Consider the following 14742-nt stretch of genomic DNA (forward strand, 5'->3'; position numbering starts at 1 on the left):
CTCCCTTCTATATGAAGTCATTATTTTACAAACAAAAAGAAGTAGAGCATTAATCCCTACTTCACACTTATACTTGTTATTTCAAAATACTTTTTTAAATCAACACTACCCTTAAATATCTTGCCTGATCCTAACGAACCATTAGCAGACATACTCGCAACGAAACCTTGGCTTTTCCTATCTAATACAGAAAGATCATCCATTCCGTCATTAATAAAAGTGTCTTCCGAAGGCAAAGTTGCGGATATTGTCTTCCATCCAGCATCACTTACGGTTGTCTTCTCAAACATTTTCAACTCTGCAATCACTGTTATAGTAGCATTCCCTTGGTTCTCACTTATGTTTACTCTGTAATGAGTATATGCTTTAGAATTACTTATTCTATATTCTTCAATAACCCCTCTAGCTAATGTTGTATTATTGGATTGAGTGTCAAGAATAGTCCAATTTGCTCCATCATTGCTTCCTTCAAATGTCCATGTTTTTGGCGGTTCTCCTGTCGCATAGTAAGTACTGTTAGTCCGCATAGAAAGAGAATACTTATATATAATCTTTTTTTGAGGGAACTGATATTGCAACCAACTCACAGGTGTAAGGGAAGCCCATGCGTATCGCTCATCTTGTATTCCATTAAAAGCTTGGTATGCATCGAAACTAGTACTGTTAATGCTACTTGCACTTGCTATACCTGATGGTGTAGTGTTTGAAGTCATAACAGGGATAGCGTTCTCAATTGATTCGATATAAGTTTTGGGTACATATTTCTTATACGATCCCTCGTAATTAATGAACGATCTATTCATTGGTAGAGCTTCAATTTCCAATACAGGTCTATATCCACCAGCAGAAGTGGTAGCTATCGCGCCATGCGTTGAAACTGCAAGTGAACCTCTTCGGACTCTGTTTGCACTATTAGCATTTGTCGTGCTTGTTGTACTATAACCCGCGCTCCAATTCCATACACTATTATCTCCAGCAATAATATTACCATCTAGTGTTGAATTAACAATGTACTTATCCCATTCATTGTCTGTGTCTGTCGCTGAATATCCGCCAGATAGGAGTCTTGCAACAAACAAATAATCCTTCTCTCCCAAATCTTTTTGAACGCCAAATATAAGACCATTACTATTTAATGCATCCCATGTGATAGCCGCTTGGATAGGTCTGTCTGCAATCAAAATCTTCTTGTTGTTATATTCATCAGTAACAATGAAATAGAAGTCACCGCTAGGCATACTCGGAACAGATGTTGTTGAGATCATAACAGACGTTTCTTTGCCGATATTGTTAAAAGCCCCTGAAGTTCCTGCTGTAGTTGCAACATAGTTGCATCTGATGCGCTTTCCAATTTTAAGGTCTATAATACTTGTAACTTCATCAGGATGAAATAAGCCACCTGTAGAACCAATATCGACAGCATCAAATGAGAATGCCAGATTGTCTTTTGTGTATATCTCAACAGTATGTCTTTTATCTTCAAGGTCAAGTTTCTCAAACACCATGACTTGATGACTTGTGTTCATAGCTAGACTGTAGTCATACTCAACTCCATCTATTTTGACACCTACAGATGGACTGTAGCTAGATACACCTGTACTAGCTACAAATCGAATTTTTGTTCCTTGAAAATCAAATTTGATTTTGCTATTGTTGGAAGGTGAAATGTATCTAATTGTTCCACCATAAGCCGATGCGTGTGTTATAACAGGTACGTTGGTTATATTGAAATATGAATCCTTATCATCATATCGCTTCCATCCTGCATCTGGTGTGGTCAATGCAGTACCAATTGTTCTAGTTAAATATCCATCTTCATCAACATCAATAGCATCAAGTAACAGAACTTTTGTGTCCATTGCTTTAATCTGGACGACATGTTTCCCTTTAGTTAATCCAGACATATCAAAAACAAGAGCTTTTGTCCGAGATGTCGCTGAATCCTCATTAATCGTTCCTACAACTGCCCCATCAATAATGACCTGTGCAGTTGTTGTTCTACCACTATACAACCCACCAATAATTCGTAGCTTTGTACCAAAGAATGTGAAACTCATAGTCGAACCATTGGTTGAGGTGTACTTTGCACTTCCATTATAATTACCTGCAAGTGTTTCAGTTGACCATGTACCCGTGTAGACAATCACTTCATTAGGATCATCATACCTTTTCCATCCACTTTCTGGTATTGATAATTGATCTCCTATAGCTACCATAGAATCTTACACCTCCCTATATTCAAATACTGGTCTGAATCCCCAAGTGGCATAAGCTCCTGAGCTTGCGGCATAGTTTATATCATTCCATTGCGCTCTTTTGTTCATTCCTCTGCCAATTCGTTGAGCGTTAGAAGCTGACGTAGAAGTATTACCAGCAGAATCTTTCCATGTTCCATATATGGGTGTTTCTTTGCACCAAGTGTAGTTATCCAAATAATGAAAAACATCATCTAATCTTTTACCTGATAGAATCTTGTGCACAGGAAAATTAATAATATATTTATCCCACTCGTTAATCGTAGGCCAAGCGCCAAAACGTAAATCTGCGTTCGATTTATTTCCATTTGCATCCGCATACAAAGCGCCACCTGTTAATGAGCGAAGTACACCTACAGTTTCATCACTAGCGGCTAGTGACCTACCTTCTATCAGTTTTGCGGTATTGATAGCGTCCCACGATGTAGAATGCCATACAACACGATCTGATATAAGAAGACCCTTATTGACCTTGATAAAATACCAAAAACCAGTTATATCACCTGTTTTTCCTGTTAAGTTTGTTTCTGTTGTGCCTTGATTCGAGCCGATAAAATAACTAGATGCACTCGTGTAGCTTCCATAAATATAATCTCCGACTTCCATATCTCTTATATTCGTTTTCAACTGTCCTGTCGTTGCTGGTGCCGGCATCTCTTTACCCCCTTCCCACTCTAATCGCATCCATTTTTTTGAACTTGGTTTTTTTAATCTTTTTTGACACGATGAGACCACCAGGGGGGCTCGATACAATATCCATCTTATCTATGTATGTTCTCTTTAAAGACAGGAAGCCAGCTTCACTTTCAACAAACTCATTATCGTATTTCCCCGTAACTTTAAAATCATCTATGTAAAATTTAGAGTCTTTCTTCTCAGCGAAAATTTCAATTTTCATCTTGACGTACTTTGCAGGAGCATTATAAATAGTGCCATCTCTACGCGCTTCTTCATATTTACTCCAATTAAAACCATCCTCAGATGTACTCACATATTGCTTGTACGTTGCTCCACCTGAAACATCTATAGTACCAGCAATGCCTTTATATGAAGCTATCTTGTCCTGAATCAGAATCGGTGCAGACTCCCAAAATCCGGAGGCAGGATATATTGGATTTCCATCTGCATCTTGCCCTAGCTTCCTTAACTTTAATTTCTGATCTTGGAAAACTGTATCTTGAAATACACCCACTGTTAAATCGATATTCAATGCTATTTCCTGAATTGCCATTCTCTCACCACCTTTATAATATCGAATTCAATCAGCGAATATCCCAATTAATGATTCCAGCATGGTTAGCCTTCAAAGGGGCTTCTATCTGATCTATTACAAATCCATTCTTTCGGATAACTAAGCGCCCAGGCAAATCCTGATTGGAAGAAATTTTAATCTGAAAGTACACATTTTCCTTTAATGGCAAGGAACACACGCATTGAAAATTAATCTGCACATCGTTCAAACTCATCGATTTTTTGTAACCAAAGTTAAAACATTCGATCGTGTTTCTGAACGTTCCTGAATTCCCAGTCCCTGAATATCCACTCATATTAGCTTCTGAAGAACCATTTTTGAATTGAATGATGTCATTATATAGAAAGGTTCTTCCGGTTAACGGATACTCTTGATCGTCACATACGTATGATACCGAGTAACGATCGGCATTAATGTGAAAGACACCATTTGCAACGTTATAGTAAACTTGAGAGCCTTGACCTAATAATCCGAAAGAAACCAGCTTGTCTTTGTTAATCTCATAGAAACTATGCGATTCTTTTGTTTGTAAATCGAATTCACTTAGATATGTTCCATCATAATAATCAGCAACCCATACATAAGCTTGGGATACAAGTGAGTGAGTATATTGCGTACCACCTAGAATCAAAATGTTCCCCCCTCATATTAAAAAGAACAGGCTGATTTAGCCTGTCCTCATAAGTGTTTCTTTCTTACACATACCGATAAGAAATACGTTTCTTGAACTGTTGCTTGCCACTTCTTGCATTTAACGGTACTTCGCATTGAATGGAGAGTGTCACGTAGTTTCCCGCTGCATCTTGGGGGTTGCCATTGTTACTCACACCCAGAATTTCTTTTACTCCTGGTGCCATTGGTGTTATGTAAGCTTTTCCGGTATAATCTTTGGTTGTTTTACCAGTAGTTCCAATCGGTTTGGAAAAGCTTTTACCTACTCGGGAACTTTCTTGATCCAGATCTGTTTCGCCCAAGGAGTCAACTTGAACGTGGAACCAGTTATTTTTAACAACTTCAACTTCATTGCCAACGGTATCCCCTGTACCCCCACTCATATCCCGCGTCGTAAATGTGCAATCTTCCATTTTGGATACGTCGGTTGCACCATTTCTGTTATTCCACACGTTAAAAATATGAATGGAACTCTTGGTATCTGCGTCAATAACACCGTAGTCAAAAGGGCCTGTAATTTCCTTGCTGTGTGTAGCATTCATCCATGTGATAATAGGTTGTGTCATCGTATCTATCTCCCTTTTTATGTTCTGATCGTTAATTGAATCGTGAGATGTTGAATGTTTGTCCCTGCTTTGGTGATGTTGACTCTAAAGACATCTCCAGCCTCCACTCTTTTCGCTCTGAATGTTGCATTACCGTTATCACGCTGCTGATTTGCTTCGAACTGTAATGGACTTTCCATTACATCATCCCAGTCTACGAGATTACTGGATCGTTCAATTCTTATTTCCGTTTCCGTATCTCCGGCTACTCCGCTGTACCCCTTCACGCTCAAGATTTCACCATTAAATGGAAAGGGGGCAAGAGTTCCCACGATCTCAGGAAATACATGTGAATCTATACAAAATACAATAACCCGGTCCTGAACTTCGAGTGGAATTCCCCTTAATTTCACATGTTCAGCGGCACTCATAAGTCCATCCTGATCTGGATTAACGGGCTGCAAATTCTGACCAAACACATCAATTTCAACCCAAGTCTTGCCATCATAACGATATCTCTTTCCATCCTTATATGTCTGCACAGTCCAGCCCATGTCCGGGGAAGGATAGAGTGTGTGCAGCTCTTGCAAATCAGCAACCGGTTTCTTATACACTAGCTGGGTTGTCTGATAAGCTTCATTTGCCCTTTCAGCAGCCTGTAAGGCATCTTCCGCAGCCTGAAGTGCTCGCTTGATGGCGAGTTCAGTGGCTCCATTCCCTTCACCAGGTTGTCCCGTGCCAGTGTGATCCAGAGCCTCCCTAATTACAGCCTCTACATACGCTACAGTTATTCCATTAGCCATGGTTCACCTACCTATGCGTTAATTACCATTTTTTTGTTGCACCTGTTATGTACAAATCTTTGTTCATCTAATCTAGAATCAATGCTTCAATGACTCTTTCAAAATCTACCTTCCTTTAACCCTCTTCTTGAATGGTTATGACAAACACCTCCTTTAAATTTTTCCCAACGCCTAACCTGCCCCTGGCTTATCATTAAACAATTTCTTGATAAACGGAGCAAAGCATTGTCCCATATAGGTTTACAACGATTTTCTAACGAGGTTAAGTTGTAGAATCAAAAAAAGAAATCATGTCTTCTGCTCCCATGACTTCTTTCCTTACAAATACAGTTTATAAGCGACGTGATCATCCATTCGAAAGGGTATAACTGACTCTCTTACATTCCCTGCAATATTTCATTCGATTCGATCTCGCCAACATTCGTTTCCCGCATACGGTACAATTTTTAATATTTTCACCTTTCCAACGCAAATACTCCAATACAAAATCATCAAACCTAACCAGTTTGAAAGCAACCTCATCCTCCTCAACGGCAAACAGCACTTGTACGTTGGTTGAATCAATGTACCTGCTCTCTTTGAGATACCCTAGTTGAATGAGCTTGTGCACGAGTAACCCTTGATCCTTTTTACTTACTGCCATTTGGCTATCACTATAGATCTCTTTCAATTCATTGTTGATCCAATACGTGTCGTTTTCGTTAATCAAATTATTAATTTTGCTATATACCAGCAAGACAAAGGCCAGCTTCTCTAATCGTTTACTTTTAAGTTGTTTAATCTTTCGAAGTTCACTATACGTAATGGATACGCTATCGATTTCAATCAGCTTGCTCTTATGCGCTTCTTCCCTAGATTTGATGTACTTTTGAGACTGCTTAATTACACGGGTCAAAAATGTATCCCAATGAACCGTATTATAGTCTGGATAATACTCGGTCATGAAGTTATTTAATAAGTCGTAAGTATTGTCAGCACTTTTGCCTTGCTCAAGCCCATATTTGGCTAAACATCCTAATGTCTTCGCAGGTTTCTTATCCATTTCCCCATACTGTAATGCCCGCTCGGCATGGCGTCGCTCATTCAGAATAATTTTCACTGTAAGGATCCTCCAGCTTCAGTTCGGTCATTTTGAACGTTTTCCCGCCAAATTCAATATCTCCCTGCGGGTCAATGACTGGATAACCAACCATTTGATCGTTAGCATACAATAAATTACGGATAATCTGATCCCCAGAAACATCCCAGACAAATTGCTTTGATTTCTCAATATTCTTATAACATAACGATACAATCATATTGCACAAATCTTCCTCGTTATTGCAAATGCCTAGTGCTTGCTCTTTAAAACGTGAAACAAACAGTTGCCATTGGGCTGATCGTTCATCTTTCTTTACTTTATTCTTGCGTATGTTCGTCATATAGCTACGTAATTCCTCATTATGAACCTGATATAACTGTTGAATTTCTTTGTATCTGGCTTGAGAATACTTCTTGGGACTCATCAAAATGTTATGGTCAAAGGCTGTATTTGCCTGTTTCCACTTTAATCCCTCAAACACTTTTTCCACTTGGTGGCATAGTCGGTTCATTACCGAGGGTGCCATCGACACAGGCAATCTCTGTCCAAATTGAGTAAGAAACTGTGCTTCATCCGTAGATAATTCATTCTTTGAGCGCAATTCATCCATCGTCATACCAAACCGTTGCAAGCATTTCTGACTGGTCTTCTCCACGTACGTTGTATAATCCCGTTTCTGTTCCGGATCGTTGTATATGAAAAAGTACGGTTTTTTATGGGCTACGATGTTCAGGTCCAATTCGTTCTTTGCAGCAACTCGAATATCATACCAATGTTTAGGCATTCTTTTACACTCGATTCCTTTTGCCTGATCAATGGCATTTTGTTGATAATGCTGACCACATTGAATCCGATACATTAGTTCCTGATATTCTGCACTGTCCTCTGTATAATTGGCTAGGACATCAAACATTGAAGTAATCTTATTAGTGGTAAAACCGATCAAGTCTCCAAAGCTGTCTTTATTGGCCTGAATCAAATCTTTCTCGTCCGGAATTTTGGGAGCAGATGTCTTCTGAACACACACAATCGCATCCAGCTCCTGAATCGCATCTAGAACGATTTTATTATCTGTAGTAAGAACCTGATCACTATCCATATCTGCGCCATTCAGGGAATGAGTTGTTGTATCCCATGAATTCAATATGGTGACTGTATTCATGTATCGGTACCAATGTCGTATTTCATCCGTATCCCTAAAACGAAGCACCTTGATATTGTTATGACAAGTCATCGGAGCTCTGAAACAAGCCACACGGTTAACATCACGCTCAATCCAATACCTTGAATAAAACTCTCCGGACTCTAACAATCCTGTTAGTGTCATTCCAAATATACTTTGGCACAACGTAAACGGGTCACCGGATATGATGCTGAAATTTCCTCTAACTCTCAAAACGCCTATTTTAGCTTCGTTCATACGCTTTCGGAGTTGCTTGTAAATTTTATTTCTTACAAATGAATCATTGATGAGTCGCTGATCAATCATTAACCCTTTAATATAATCGTTTGAACTGCTTCGGAAATGCTGTTCGTTTATATGAACGCCCTTTAGAAATAGCAATGCCTTGCGATAATCCTCGCCGAGTACATCTTTAATGGAATCTACCGTAGGACGTATAAGTTCACTAATCTGAGCATCATTCAGTTTAAGGGATTGGATAAATTGGTAATTCAGATGACGTTCATCCTCCAGCTGCTCGGGTGTGATTTTCGTAACGCTGAATGTGTAACCATAATAACCGCAGCATAGTAGATAATCATCAACGCTGTTGTATGATCTCCAAAGTTTGAGCATGGATGTCGTTATGATTAAATCCACCTCATGGATATCTACCGAATTCCCCCATGCATCATTTACCATGTATTTATACGCAACTTTATCTGCAAACTCATGAAAATCAAATGTGAAAACCATACCTTTACAAAAGCTATTGCGGATACAAAAACCACTTGGAATATATCCATGACCCAGCTCTTTGGCCCATCGTTCACTTAATTCAGGAGAAATGAGACCAAACCCATCACTCATATTCATTTTAATAGATGCATTTCTTTTTCTTTCAATTTGAGGATATTCCAATTCAGTGTCATCAATTTGAATAATATTGGCTTCAAATTCAGTTATACAATCATGTACTACCAGTACACGTTCAGGATGTGACACAGGTATGCTAGTACTACAAGCCAATGCCTTATATGCCTCCAATTTAGCCGGGATCATCTCCACATTCGGATTTCTGCCATTGTTCAGTTTTTTCTCCAAAAGCGGGTGGATGTCCTCACTTACATAAATGACCGTTGAACTTTTGGCGCCTCCTGTCGTTGCCAGTAGGCGTTTATATTTCTTACCATTAACTTTGAATCCTTTGGAGGAATTCAATCGGTCATAATCTTTATTGTTTTCAATGACAACAAGCAGGTAATCACTAACGAATTTCAGTTGATTTAATTCTTCATGTAATCTTTTAATCGTCCTTTTATTTCGCACATTCGTCTTCATTGCTTTTAATTGACGGATTTCACCCTCGATTTTGGCGATGTCGACGTCTCTATTTTTATGTTTTCGAATCGTTTCAATGAAACGTAATACCTGGTTGTTTCCAATAGACGCCAGTTCTCCATTAACTGTAGCTTCATGATAAGAAAGATGAAGATCATAATCCAATTTTCGAATTCTGGAAGATGTAATTTTATACACATACCTCAAGCGATCCTGATGTGAACGGCCCATACATGATACCTCCTGTTGCATCCTAGCAATGATTAATTCAATTATATCTACAGCTAGGATTAATGAAGCCGGAATACAGGATGATCATGGGACGAAAAAAGAAGAGTTTTTGATCCATTCCATTGAAGAAATGGCGATGATAAGGGGCCCCATTCATATATAAGTCGCTCATTTTCTATGTCTTCAGCACTATGATTATAGCAATTTTAGTGATATAGTGTAGTGAAGCTTAAATTTGCTGACATATCTTTTAACGGGGCTGGGATGAATGAAAGAAACCTTATCCAACGAAGAAGAAATCGGCTTTTTGTTCAATGTCGATATTCTTATTAAGAGCCGCTCGAATGCATTGGCACTGCAGTCCCTGTTGGAGTTCATAAACAAAGAGGAACAAATTGCGGACTTCCGGATTCAATCCGGCATAGAGCTTGGCAAAATTATTGAAGTGACACTGCAGTCCAAAAAGGACTCCTTCGCCTTTCTTCATAAAGAAAGAAAAAAATCGCAATCTAATGCAAGACAGAAGAACTCATCACCAAACCAAGCGACAGATCCAACCGTTCCAGTCCTACCACAGTCCGATATCGAAGCACCTGCTTCCCAGCATACTCCTTCGTCTGAAGTATCCGACACTACCAACGGAAATTCATTCGATGTATGGATTGATACCCTTATCAAAGAAAACCGTCTTACACGGATCGTTGTGAACAATAAGAACGGTAAGCATCAGAGCATTCCATGCCGTATACTGAATTTTGATCGGGATAGCAGCATTGTGAGTGTGTACCATGTGGACGAAAAACAAGTGTATACGTTTCGAACCAATGAAATCGATGAGTTTTTGTAATCAATGAGCATTTAAACGAAAAGCAACTTACGTAGGAAATCTTTAACCATTTCCCGTGCAAGTTGCTTTTTTCAGGTTCATTCACATGTAACAATGAACTGGCACCACTTGAATAGCCCATAGCTTCACCCAGCCATTGCAGATCGTCATGCGCGATCTTTTCCCCGCTGCCATACGTCCATTGCTAATAGCAACCACCCAACAATAAAGGCTACCCCGCCGATTGGGGTGATGGCTCCCAATATTTTAATACCCGAAATACTCAGTACATACAGACTGCCCGAGAATACGATAATTCCAATAAACAGCAGGCGTGCTGCCCACTTGAGCTTAGTGGAGGGTCCAAGCTGACCCGCTGTGAGACCTATGATTAGCAGTCCGATTGCATGTATCATGTGGTATTGTACTCCGGTTTCATACACCGCTATGGCGTCCGCACCGATGCTTTCCTTGAGCATATGTGCACCAAACGCACCAATAGCCACCGAAAGCATCGTCAGTACAGCACCCATCATCATCCATTTCCGTTGCATTTGCCTTCTCTCCCTTAGTTCATCTCTCAACTATTCATTTTAGCGAATCCTTGCCGTGTTTACCAGCAAGCTACGATGCGGAAGGCATTCATATGTCTGGTTATATATACTTTCCTTCGCTTTTGCCTCAAAATAGACGAAAACTGGCGTGAAACCTTGATTTTTATCGATTTTTATGGAAAAGTAAAAAGGAGTGCCTTCATTCTCTTAATTAGAATCATCTCATCGAGATTAGGTTAATTACACACACTCATGACCACGAGTAAGGAGGGATAAACCATTCATGGATAATCATAATAACCAGAATAACAATGATCCTTATCAATCAGGCTCCGGCACAGATCATTCAGATCCCAATCATGACAACCTATTTACACCTTACCCCTCTGCCCTGGAAGATCCACCCGTGGGTCGATTGAAACATTCTGGTCCTGGTATTGCAAGTTTTGTGATTGGATTGGTCTCGATCATTGGTTACATGCTGACTTTATTTATTGCCACGATGGCTATCAACAGTGCAATTGGTGTCGTAACCACACCGATCCAAGTGGAAGAGATTGCATTGCATCCAGCAGTTGTTCTGGCTTCTCTGGCTGTTCTGTTTTGTCTAATTCTTAATCTCGCAGGACTCATACTCGGCGTGATTGGGCTTGTGCTCAAGAATCGAAAAAAAGTCTTTGCTATCATTGGGACCATCCTCAGTGGAGTGATGATTCTGGCGTTTGCTGGCCTTATCATTGTAGGCATTTATAGGGTGTAAAAGCTTACATCAGGCTCAAATTCATTTCTCAAAAAATTGTAACGAAATGACACTTGATCCCTATCATCTTCATCCATTTTAATGGCCAAATTTTCGTATCCAAAGGAGATTGACATGTCACGAATCAAAATTTTCACGGACAGCACAAGTGATCTGGCCCCAGCATGGATCCAGCAGCACGATATCGGTATCATCCCATTATATGTCGTGTTCGGTGAGGAATCACTGAAGGACGGTGCTGAAATTAAGCCGGAGCAGCTCTATGAACGTGTAAGCAGGGATGGGCGTCTGCCCAAAACGGCAGCACCTTCACCTGCTGATTTCATGACGGCATTTCAACCTTACATAGAACAAGGATATGATATTTTATATATCAGCTTGTCCTCTGAACTCTCGTCAACCTATCAAAATGCAAGATTGGCCAGTTCCGAGTTTCCGGAAGGTCGGATCTCTGTGGTGGATTCTCTGAATCTTTCTTCAGGGATTGCCCTGATGGTCATGAAGGCAGTTCATGCAGCAGAAAAAGGGCAGAGTCTGACCGAGATTACACATCTCGTCGAAGCCATCAAACCGAATGTGCGAACTGAGTTTGTCATCGATACGTTGGAGTATTTGTACAAAGGTGGACGCTGCTCTGGCATGCAAAACCTGATTGGCAGTCTGCTCAAAATTCGGCCAGTCATTCGGGTAACCGATGGCAAGATGTCACCTGCGTACAAGGTCCGTGGCAAACGGGAAAAGGCCTTGGAACAAATGCTGCAAAACACACTTAGTCATAAGGAACAGATCGACCGCGATCTCGTGATCGTTGTGCATACCATGGCCGAGGAAGATGCGCTAGATTTGCAAAAATCTCTGCAGGAACAGACCGGAGCGCGAGTGGAATTGACTACGGCTGGTTGCGTTATATGTAGTCATTGTGGTCCCAAAACGATCGGTATCATTTATAACACAGCTTTATAAAAATCCTTCTTATCACACAGCACATTTTCCAGATACAATCATGCGTCCGCCTGCTTAATCCATTAAAGATCATGCCAAAAGGACATCCCAAGCTATCGTAGCTCAGGATGCCCTTTTTTTATTGCATGTAACCTTAATAACTTTTTGTTTTCAGGTCATTCAAATTTTTGAACGCATATCCTTGCTTACGAGCCTCATCAATGATGGAAGCTAACGCCTCCGTGTTATCTTTCGACACAGAGTGAAGCAAGATGACTGCTCCCGGATGCAGCTGTTTCAACACTTGCTGACGCGCGTAGTCTGCCCCTTTTTGAATTTTGGTATCCCAATCTTTGTAGGCAACGGACCAAAACACATTAACGTAACCTTGGGCATGGCTCTCTGCGAGCGTCCGGTTGTTGAAAATGCCACGTGGTGGCCTTAAAAAGGTCGCTTGCTGTCCAGTCAACCGATTGACCTCAGACCGTACCTGATCAAGCTCTGTTTTTAATTTCTCATTGGAAACTCGGGTCATATCGGGATGGCTCCAGGAGTGGTTCCCCACAATATGCCCTTCTGCCGCCATTCGTTTCACCAGCTCAGGCTGATCTTTCAGATAATGCCCGGTGACAAAAAATGCAGCAGGCACTTTCTTGTCACGCAGAACATCCAATATGGCTGGTGTAAAGCCATTTTCATAACCGTTATCAAACGTAAGATACAGTTCTTTCTGTTTCGTATCCCCCAGGAAAATGGCATCGTTTTGTTGCAAAATCTCCTTAAACCCTTCCTGATCAATGGAAGGCAATTGACCATTTTGACTTTTTTTGAAGCCAAAGTGATACGCTCCATTTATTGGCGATGCTTCAGTATGCGCTGGTAATATACCGAAAGCCAATATAGCCAGCAGCATGTAGAGAACCATTCGCTTCATTGCTATCCGCTCCTGTTCCTGAAAAATTCGGTTTGTCGTTTCCTATCACGAACACCTTCAGGTAATATGCCACAGGAGCAGCTAATGTATGTAAATTTCAATTACAGATTGCTTCACATACATGAACCAATGGGGCGCCCACTCCATTCTCCATTCAAAACCGTTTATTTTCTCGCTCGGGATGATGAAACAGTTCGAGTAATGTCTGGGGTTTCCCACTGGAAGCCAGCCACTCTCTAACCATTTCAATCGCACGTGTCTGACCGTCACCACTATCCCGCCAGGTGAGCAGCTCAATCACTTTAATAATCAGGGCAGACATATTATGGTTATCATGCTCAGAGCGATCTGCCCGCAATTTATGATAGAGAGCCTCCTGCTCCCAATCAAGCAAAATCTCGTCGCCAATGGTAGGTTTCATCAAGGTGTAGGCTCTACCACATCCTGAACAGCGAACCGCACTAACCTGTTCTTGGGCAAAGATTGCCCGGATATCCTGATCGCAATCCGCGCACTGGAAATAAACCTGTATGTTGTGTATGTTATTATTCATGTTGGTGTTCCTCCTGCTATGTATGTACTACATCTATACCCGAATTATCGTTGATTCACGCTAAATTCCGTCAAATTCAGAAGGTGCTATAATCTTGTAAATATGTTAAAATATTATACATATCATAAGTAGGAAGAGGCGGATATCCATGTCAAAGGAAGAGCGTAACATTACCTGGCAGCAATCCAGCTTAAAGAGGCAGGACAGGGAGAAGCATAACGGTCATCGCAGTCGGGCCTTATGGTTCACCGGGTTATCCGGTGCAGGAAAATCCTCGCTTGCATTTGCTCTGGAGCAATACCTGTATGAAAAAGGGGTTCATTGTTACGTGCTTGACGGGGATAATGTACGTCACGGACTGAATCGGGACCTTGGCTTCACCGCTGAGGATCGGCAAGAAAATCTGCGCCGGATTGGTGAAGTTTCCAAGCTGATGGTAGATGCCGGATTGTTTGTTCTTTCTGCCTTTATCTCACCGGATGCACAGGATCGAAATAGGGTAAGACAGCTCTTTGAAGCTGATGATTTCATTGAAATCTATGTACGTTGTTCGATCGAAGAGTGTGAACGACGTGATCCGAAGGGGCTTTACAAAAAGGCCCGGAGCGGTGCCATTCCACATTTCACCGGAATTTCTGCCCCCTATGATATTCCAGAAGATCCTACACTAATCATTGATACCGAAGAGCTTTCTGTTGAAGAAGCCGTACATGAAATTGTGCGGCATCTGGAACGGGTCGGTGCATTTCAATTGCCGCAGCCTGTAAGCAATGCCATCGTTCACTAAATGAAAATGGCAATCATATTGAATTATCTCCCGACTACACATAC

At 40.9% G+C, this 14742-nt stretch carries 15 protein-coding genes; 4 read left to right on the forward strand and 11 right to left on the reverse strand.

Features of this window, described 5'->3' with window-relative positions; genetic code table 11:
* Positions 1 to 56 precede the first annotated feature (56 nt).
* The 8 genes from QP794_RS01955 to QP794_RS01990 all read right to left on the reverse strand — a co-directional run bounded on the left by QP794_RS01955 (position 57) and on the right by QP794_RS01990 (position 9342).
* Positions 57 to 2216 carry a hypothetical protein gene (locus QP794_RS01955; protein ID WP_285074687.1) on the reverse strand — a complete coding sequence of 720 codons (2160 nt, stop codon included), beginning with the start codon at positions 2214 to 2216 and terminating at the stop codon, positions 57 to 59.
* A gap of 6 nt (positions 2217 to 2222) precedes the next feature.
* Positions 2223 to 2909 carry a hypothetical protein gene (locus QP794_RS01960; protein ID WP_285074688.1) on the reverse strand — a complete coding sequence of 229 codons (687 nt, stop codon included), beginning with the start codon at positions 2907 to 2909 and terminating at the stop codon, positions 2223 to 2225.
* Between the two features lie 4 nt (positions 2910 to 2913).
* Positions 2914 to 3486 carry a hypothetical protein gene (locus QP794_RS01965; protein ID WP_285074689.1) on the reverse strand — a complete coding sequence of 191 codons (573 nt, stop codon included), beginning with the start codon at positions 3484 to 3486 and terminating at the stop codon, positions 2914 to 2916.
* Positions 3487 to 3517: 31 nt separating this feature from the next.
* Complete coding sequence (locus QP794_RS01970) at positions 3518 to 4138, reverse strand: hypothetical protein (RefSeq protein WP_285074690.1); 621 nt, start codon at positions 4136 to 4138, stop codon at positions 3518 to 3520.
* Positions 4139 to 4202: 64 nt separating this feature from the next.
* Entirely contained in the window at positions 4203 to 4745 is a 543-nt protein-coding gene (locus QP794_RS01975) for a hypothetical protein (protein WP_285074691.1), read from the reverse strand.
* 17 nt (positions 4746 to 4762) lie between these two features.
* A complete protein-coding gene (locus QP794_RS01980; RefSeq protein ID WP_094936695.1) occupies positions 4763 to 5527 on the reverse strand; it encodes a hypothetical protein in 765 nt (254 codons plus the stop codon).
* A gap of 346 nt (positions 5528 to 5873) precedes the next feature.
* Entirely contained in the window at positions 5874 to 6626 is a 753-nt protein-coding gene (locus QP794_RS01985) for a C1 domain-containing protein (protein WP_285074692.1), read from the reverse strand.
* Positions 6607 to 9342, reverse strand: coding sequence for an RNA dependent RNA polymerase (locus QP794_RS01990; protein ID WP_285074693.1), 2736 nt, complete (start codon positions 9340 to 9342; stop codon positions 6607 to 6609). The genes QP794_RS01985 and QP794_RS01990 overlap by 20 nt, the downstream gene beginning before the upstream one ends.
* 268 nt (positions 9343 to 9610) lie before the next feature.
* Here QP794_RS01990 and QP794_RS01995 point away from each other — a divergent pair, with 268 nt between their 5' ends.
* Positions 9611 to 10189 (forward strand): hypothetical protein, encoded by a 579-nt coding sequence (locus QP794_RS01995; RefSeq protein WP_285074694.1) that lies wholly within the window; start codon positions 9611 to 9613, stop codon positions 10187 to 10189.
* A gap of 146 nt (positions 10190 to 10335) precedes the next feature.
* Here the strand turns inward: QP794_RS01995 and QP794_RS02000 are convergent, their stop codons facing one another.
* Positions 10336 to 10722, reverse strand: coding sequence for a DUF423 domain-containing protein (locus QP794_RS02000; RefSeq protein WP_024629083.1), 387 nt, complete (start codon positions 10720 to 10722; stop codon positions 10336 to 10338).
* 283 nt (positions 10723 to 11005) lie between these two features.
* On the opposite strand from QP794_RS02000, the gene QP794_RS02005 reads away from it, so the two are divergent.
* On the forward strand, positions 11006 to 11482 hold the full coding sequence (locus QP794_RS02005; protein ID WP_285074695.1) for a hypothetical protein: 477 nt from the start codon (positions 11006 to 11008) through the stop codon (positions 11480 to 11482).
* 114 nt (positions 11483 to 11596) lie between these two features.
* A complete protein-coding gene (locus QP794_RS02010) occupies positions 11597 to 12445 on the forward strand; it encodes a DegV family protein (RefSeq protein WP_024629081.1) in 849 nt (282 codons plus the stop codon).
* A gap of 133 nt (positions 12446 to 12578) precedes the next feature.
* Here the strand turns inward: QP794_RS02010 and pdaA are convergent, their stop codons facing one another.
* Both pdaA and QP794_RS02020 read right to left on the reverse strand, forming a co-directional pair.
* Complete coding sequence (pdaA, locus tag QP794_RS02015) at positions 12579 to 13358, reverse strand: delta-lactam-biosynthetic de-N-acetylase (protein ID WP_079345991.1); 780 nt, start codon at positions 13356 to 13358, stop codon at positions 12579 to 12581.
* A 154-nt stretch (positions 13359 to 13512) separates the two neighbouring features.
* On the reverse strand, positions 13513 to 13911 hold the full coding sequence (locus QP794_RS02020) for a hypothetical protein (protein WP_079345993.1): 399 nt from the start codon (positions 13909 to 13911) through the stop codon (positions 13513 to 13515).
* Between the two features lie 148 nt (positions 13912 to 14059).
* On the opposite strand from QP794_RS02020, the gene cysC reads away from it, so the two are divergent.
* Positions 14060 to 14698 (forward strand): adenylyl-sulfate kinase, encoded by a 639-nt coding sequence (cysC, locus tag QP794_RS02025; RefSeq protein WP_024629078.1) that lies wholly within the window; start codon positions 14060 to 14062, stop codon positions 14696 to 14698.
* Positions 14699 to 14742: the final 44 nt, after the last annotated feature.

The sequence above is a fragment of the Paenibacillus sp. UMB7766-LJ446 genome, from assembly GCF_030226665.1.
In the GTDB taxonomy this organism is placed as follows: Bacteria; Bacillota; Bacilli; order Paenibacillales; family Paenibacillaceae; genus Paenibacillus; species Paenibacillus vandeheii.

Coding starts and splice junctions, on each gene's coding strand:
- QP794_RS01955 (WP_285074687.1), bottom strand. CDS start 2,216: ATGGTAGCTATAGGAGATCAATTATCAATACCAGAAAGTGGATGGAAA.
- QP794_RS01975 (WP_285074691.1), bottom strand. CDS start 4,745: ATGACACAACCTATTATCACATGGATGAATGCTACACACAGCAAGGAA.
- QP794_RS01980 (WP_094936695.1), bottom strand. CDS start 5,527: ATGGCTAATGGAATAACTGTAGCGTATGTAGAGGCTGTAATTAGGGAG.
- cysC (WP_024629078.1), top strand. CDS start 14,060: ATGTCAAAGGAAGAGCGTAACATTACCTGGCAGCAATCCAGCTTAAAG.
- QP794_RS02000 (WP_024629083.1), bottom strand. CDS start 10,722: ATGCAACGGAAATGGATGATGATGGGTGCTGTACTGACGATGCTTTCG.
- QP794_RS01960 (WP_285074688.1), bottom strand. CDS start 2,909: ATGCCGGCACCAGCAACGACAGGACAGTTGAAAACGAATATAAGAGAT.
- QP794_RS01990 (WP_285074693.1), bottom strand. CDS start 9,342: ATGGGCCGTTCACATCAGGATCGCTTGAGGTATGTGTATAAAATTACA.
- QP794_RS01995 (WP_285074694.1), top strand. CDS start 9,611: ATGAAAGAAACCTTATCCAACGAAGAAGAAATCGGCTTTTTGTTCAAT.
- QP794_RS02020 (WP_079345993.1), bottom strand. CDS start 13,911: ATGAATAATAACATACACAACATACAGGTTTATTTCCAGTGCGCGGAT.
- QP794_RS02010 (WP_024629081.1), top strand. CDS start 11,597: ATGTCACGAATCAAAATTTTCACGGACAGCACAAGTGATCTGGCCCCA.
- pdaA (WP_079345991.1), bottom strand. CDS start 13,358: ATGAAGCGAATGGTTCTCTACATGCTGCTGGCTATATTGGCTTTCGGT.
- QP794_RS01965 (WP_285074689.1), bottom strand. CDS start 3,486: ATGGCAATTCAGGAAATAGCATTGAATATCGATTTAACAGTGGGTGTA.
- QP794_RS02005 (WP_285074695.1), top strand. CDS start 11,006: ATGGATAATCATAATAACCAGAATAACAATGATCCTTATCAATCAGGC.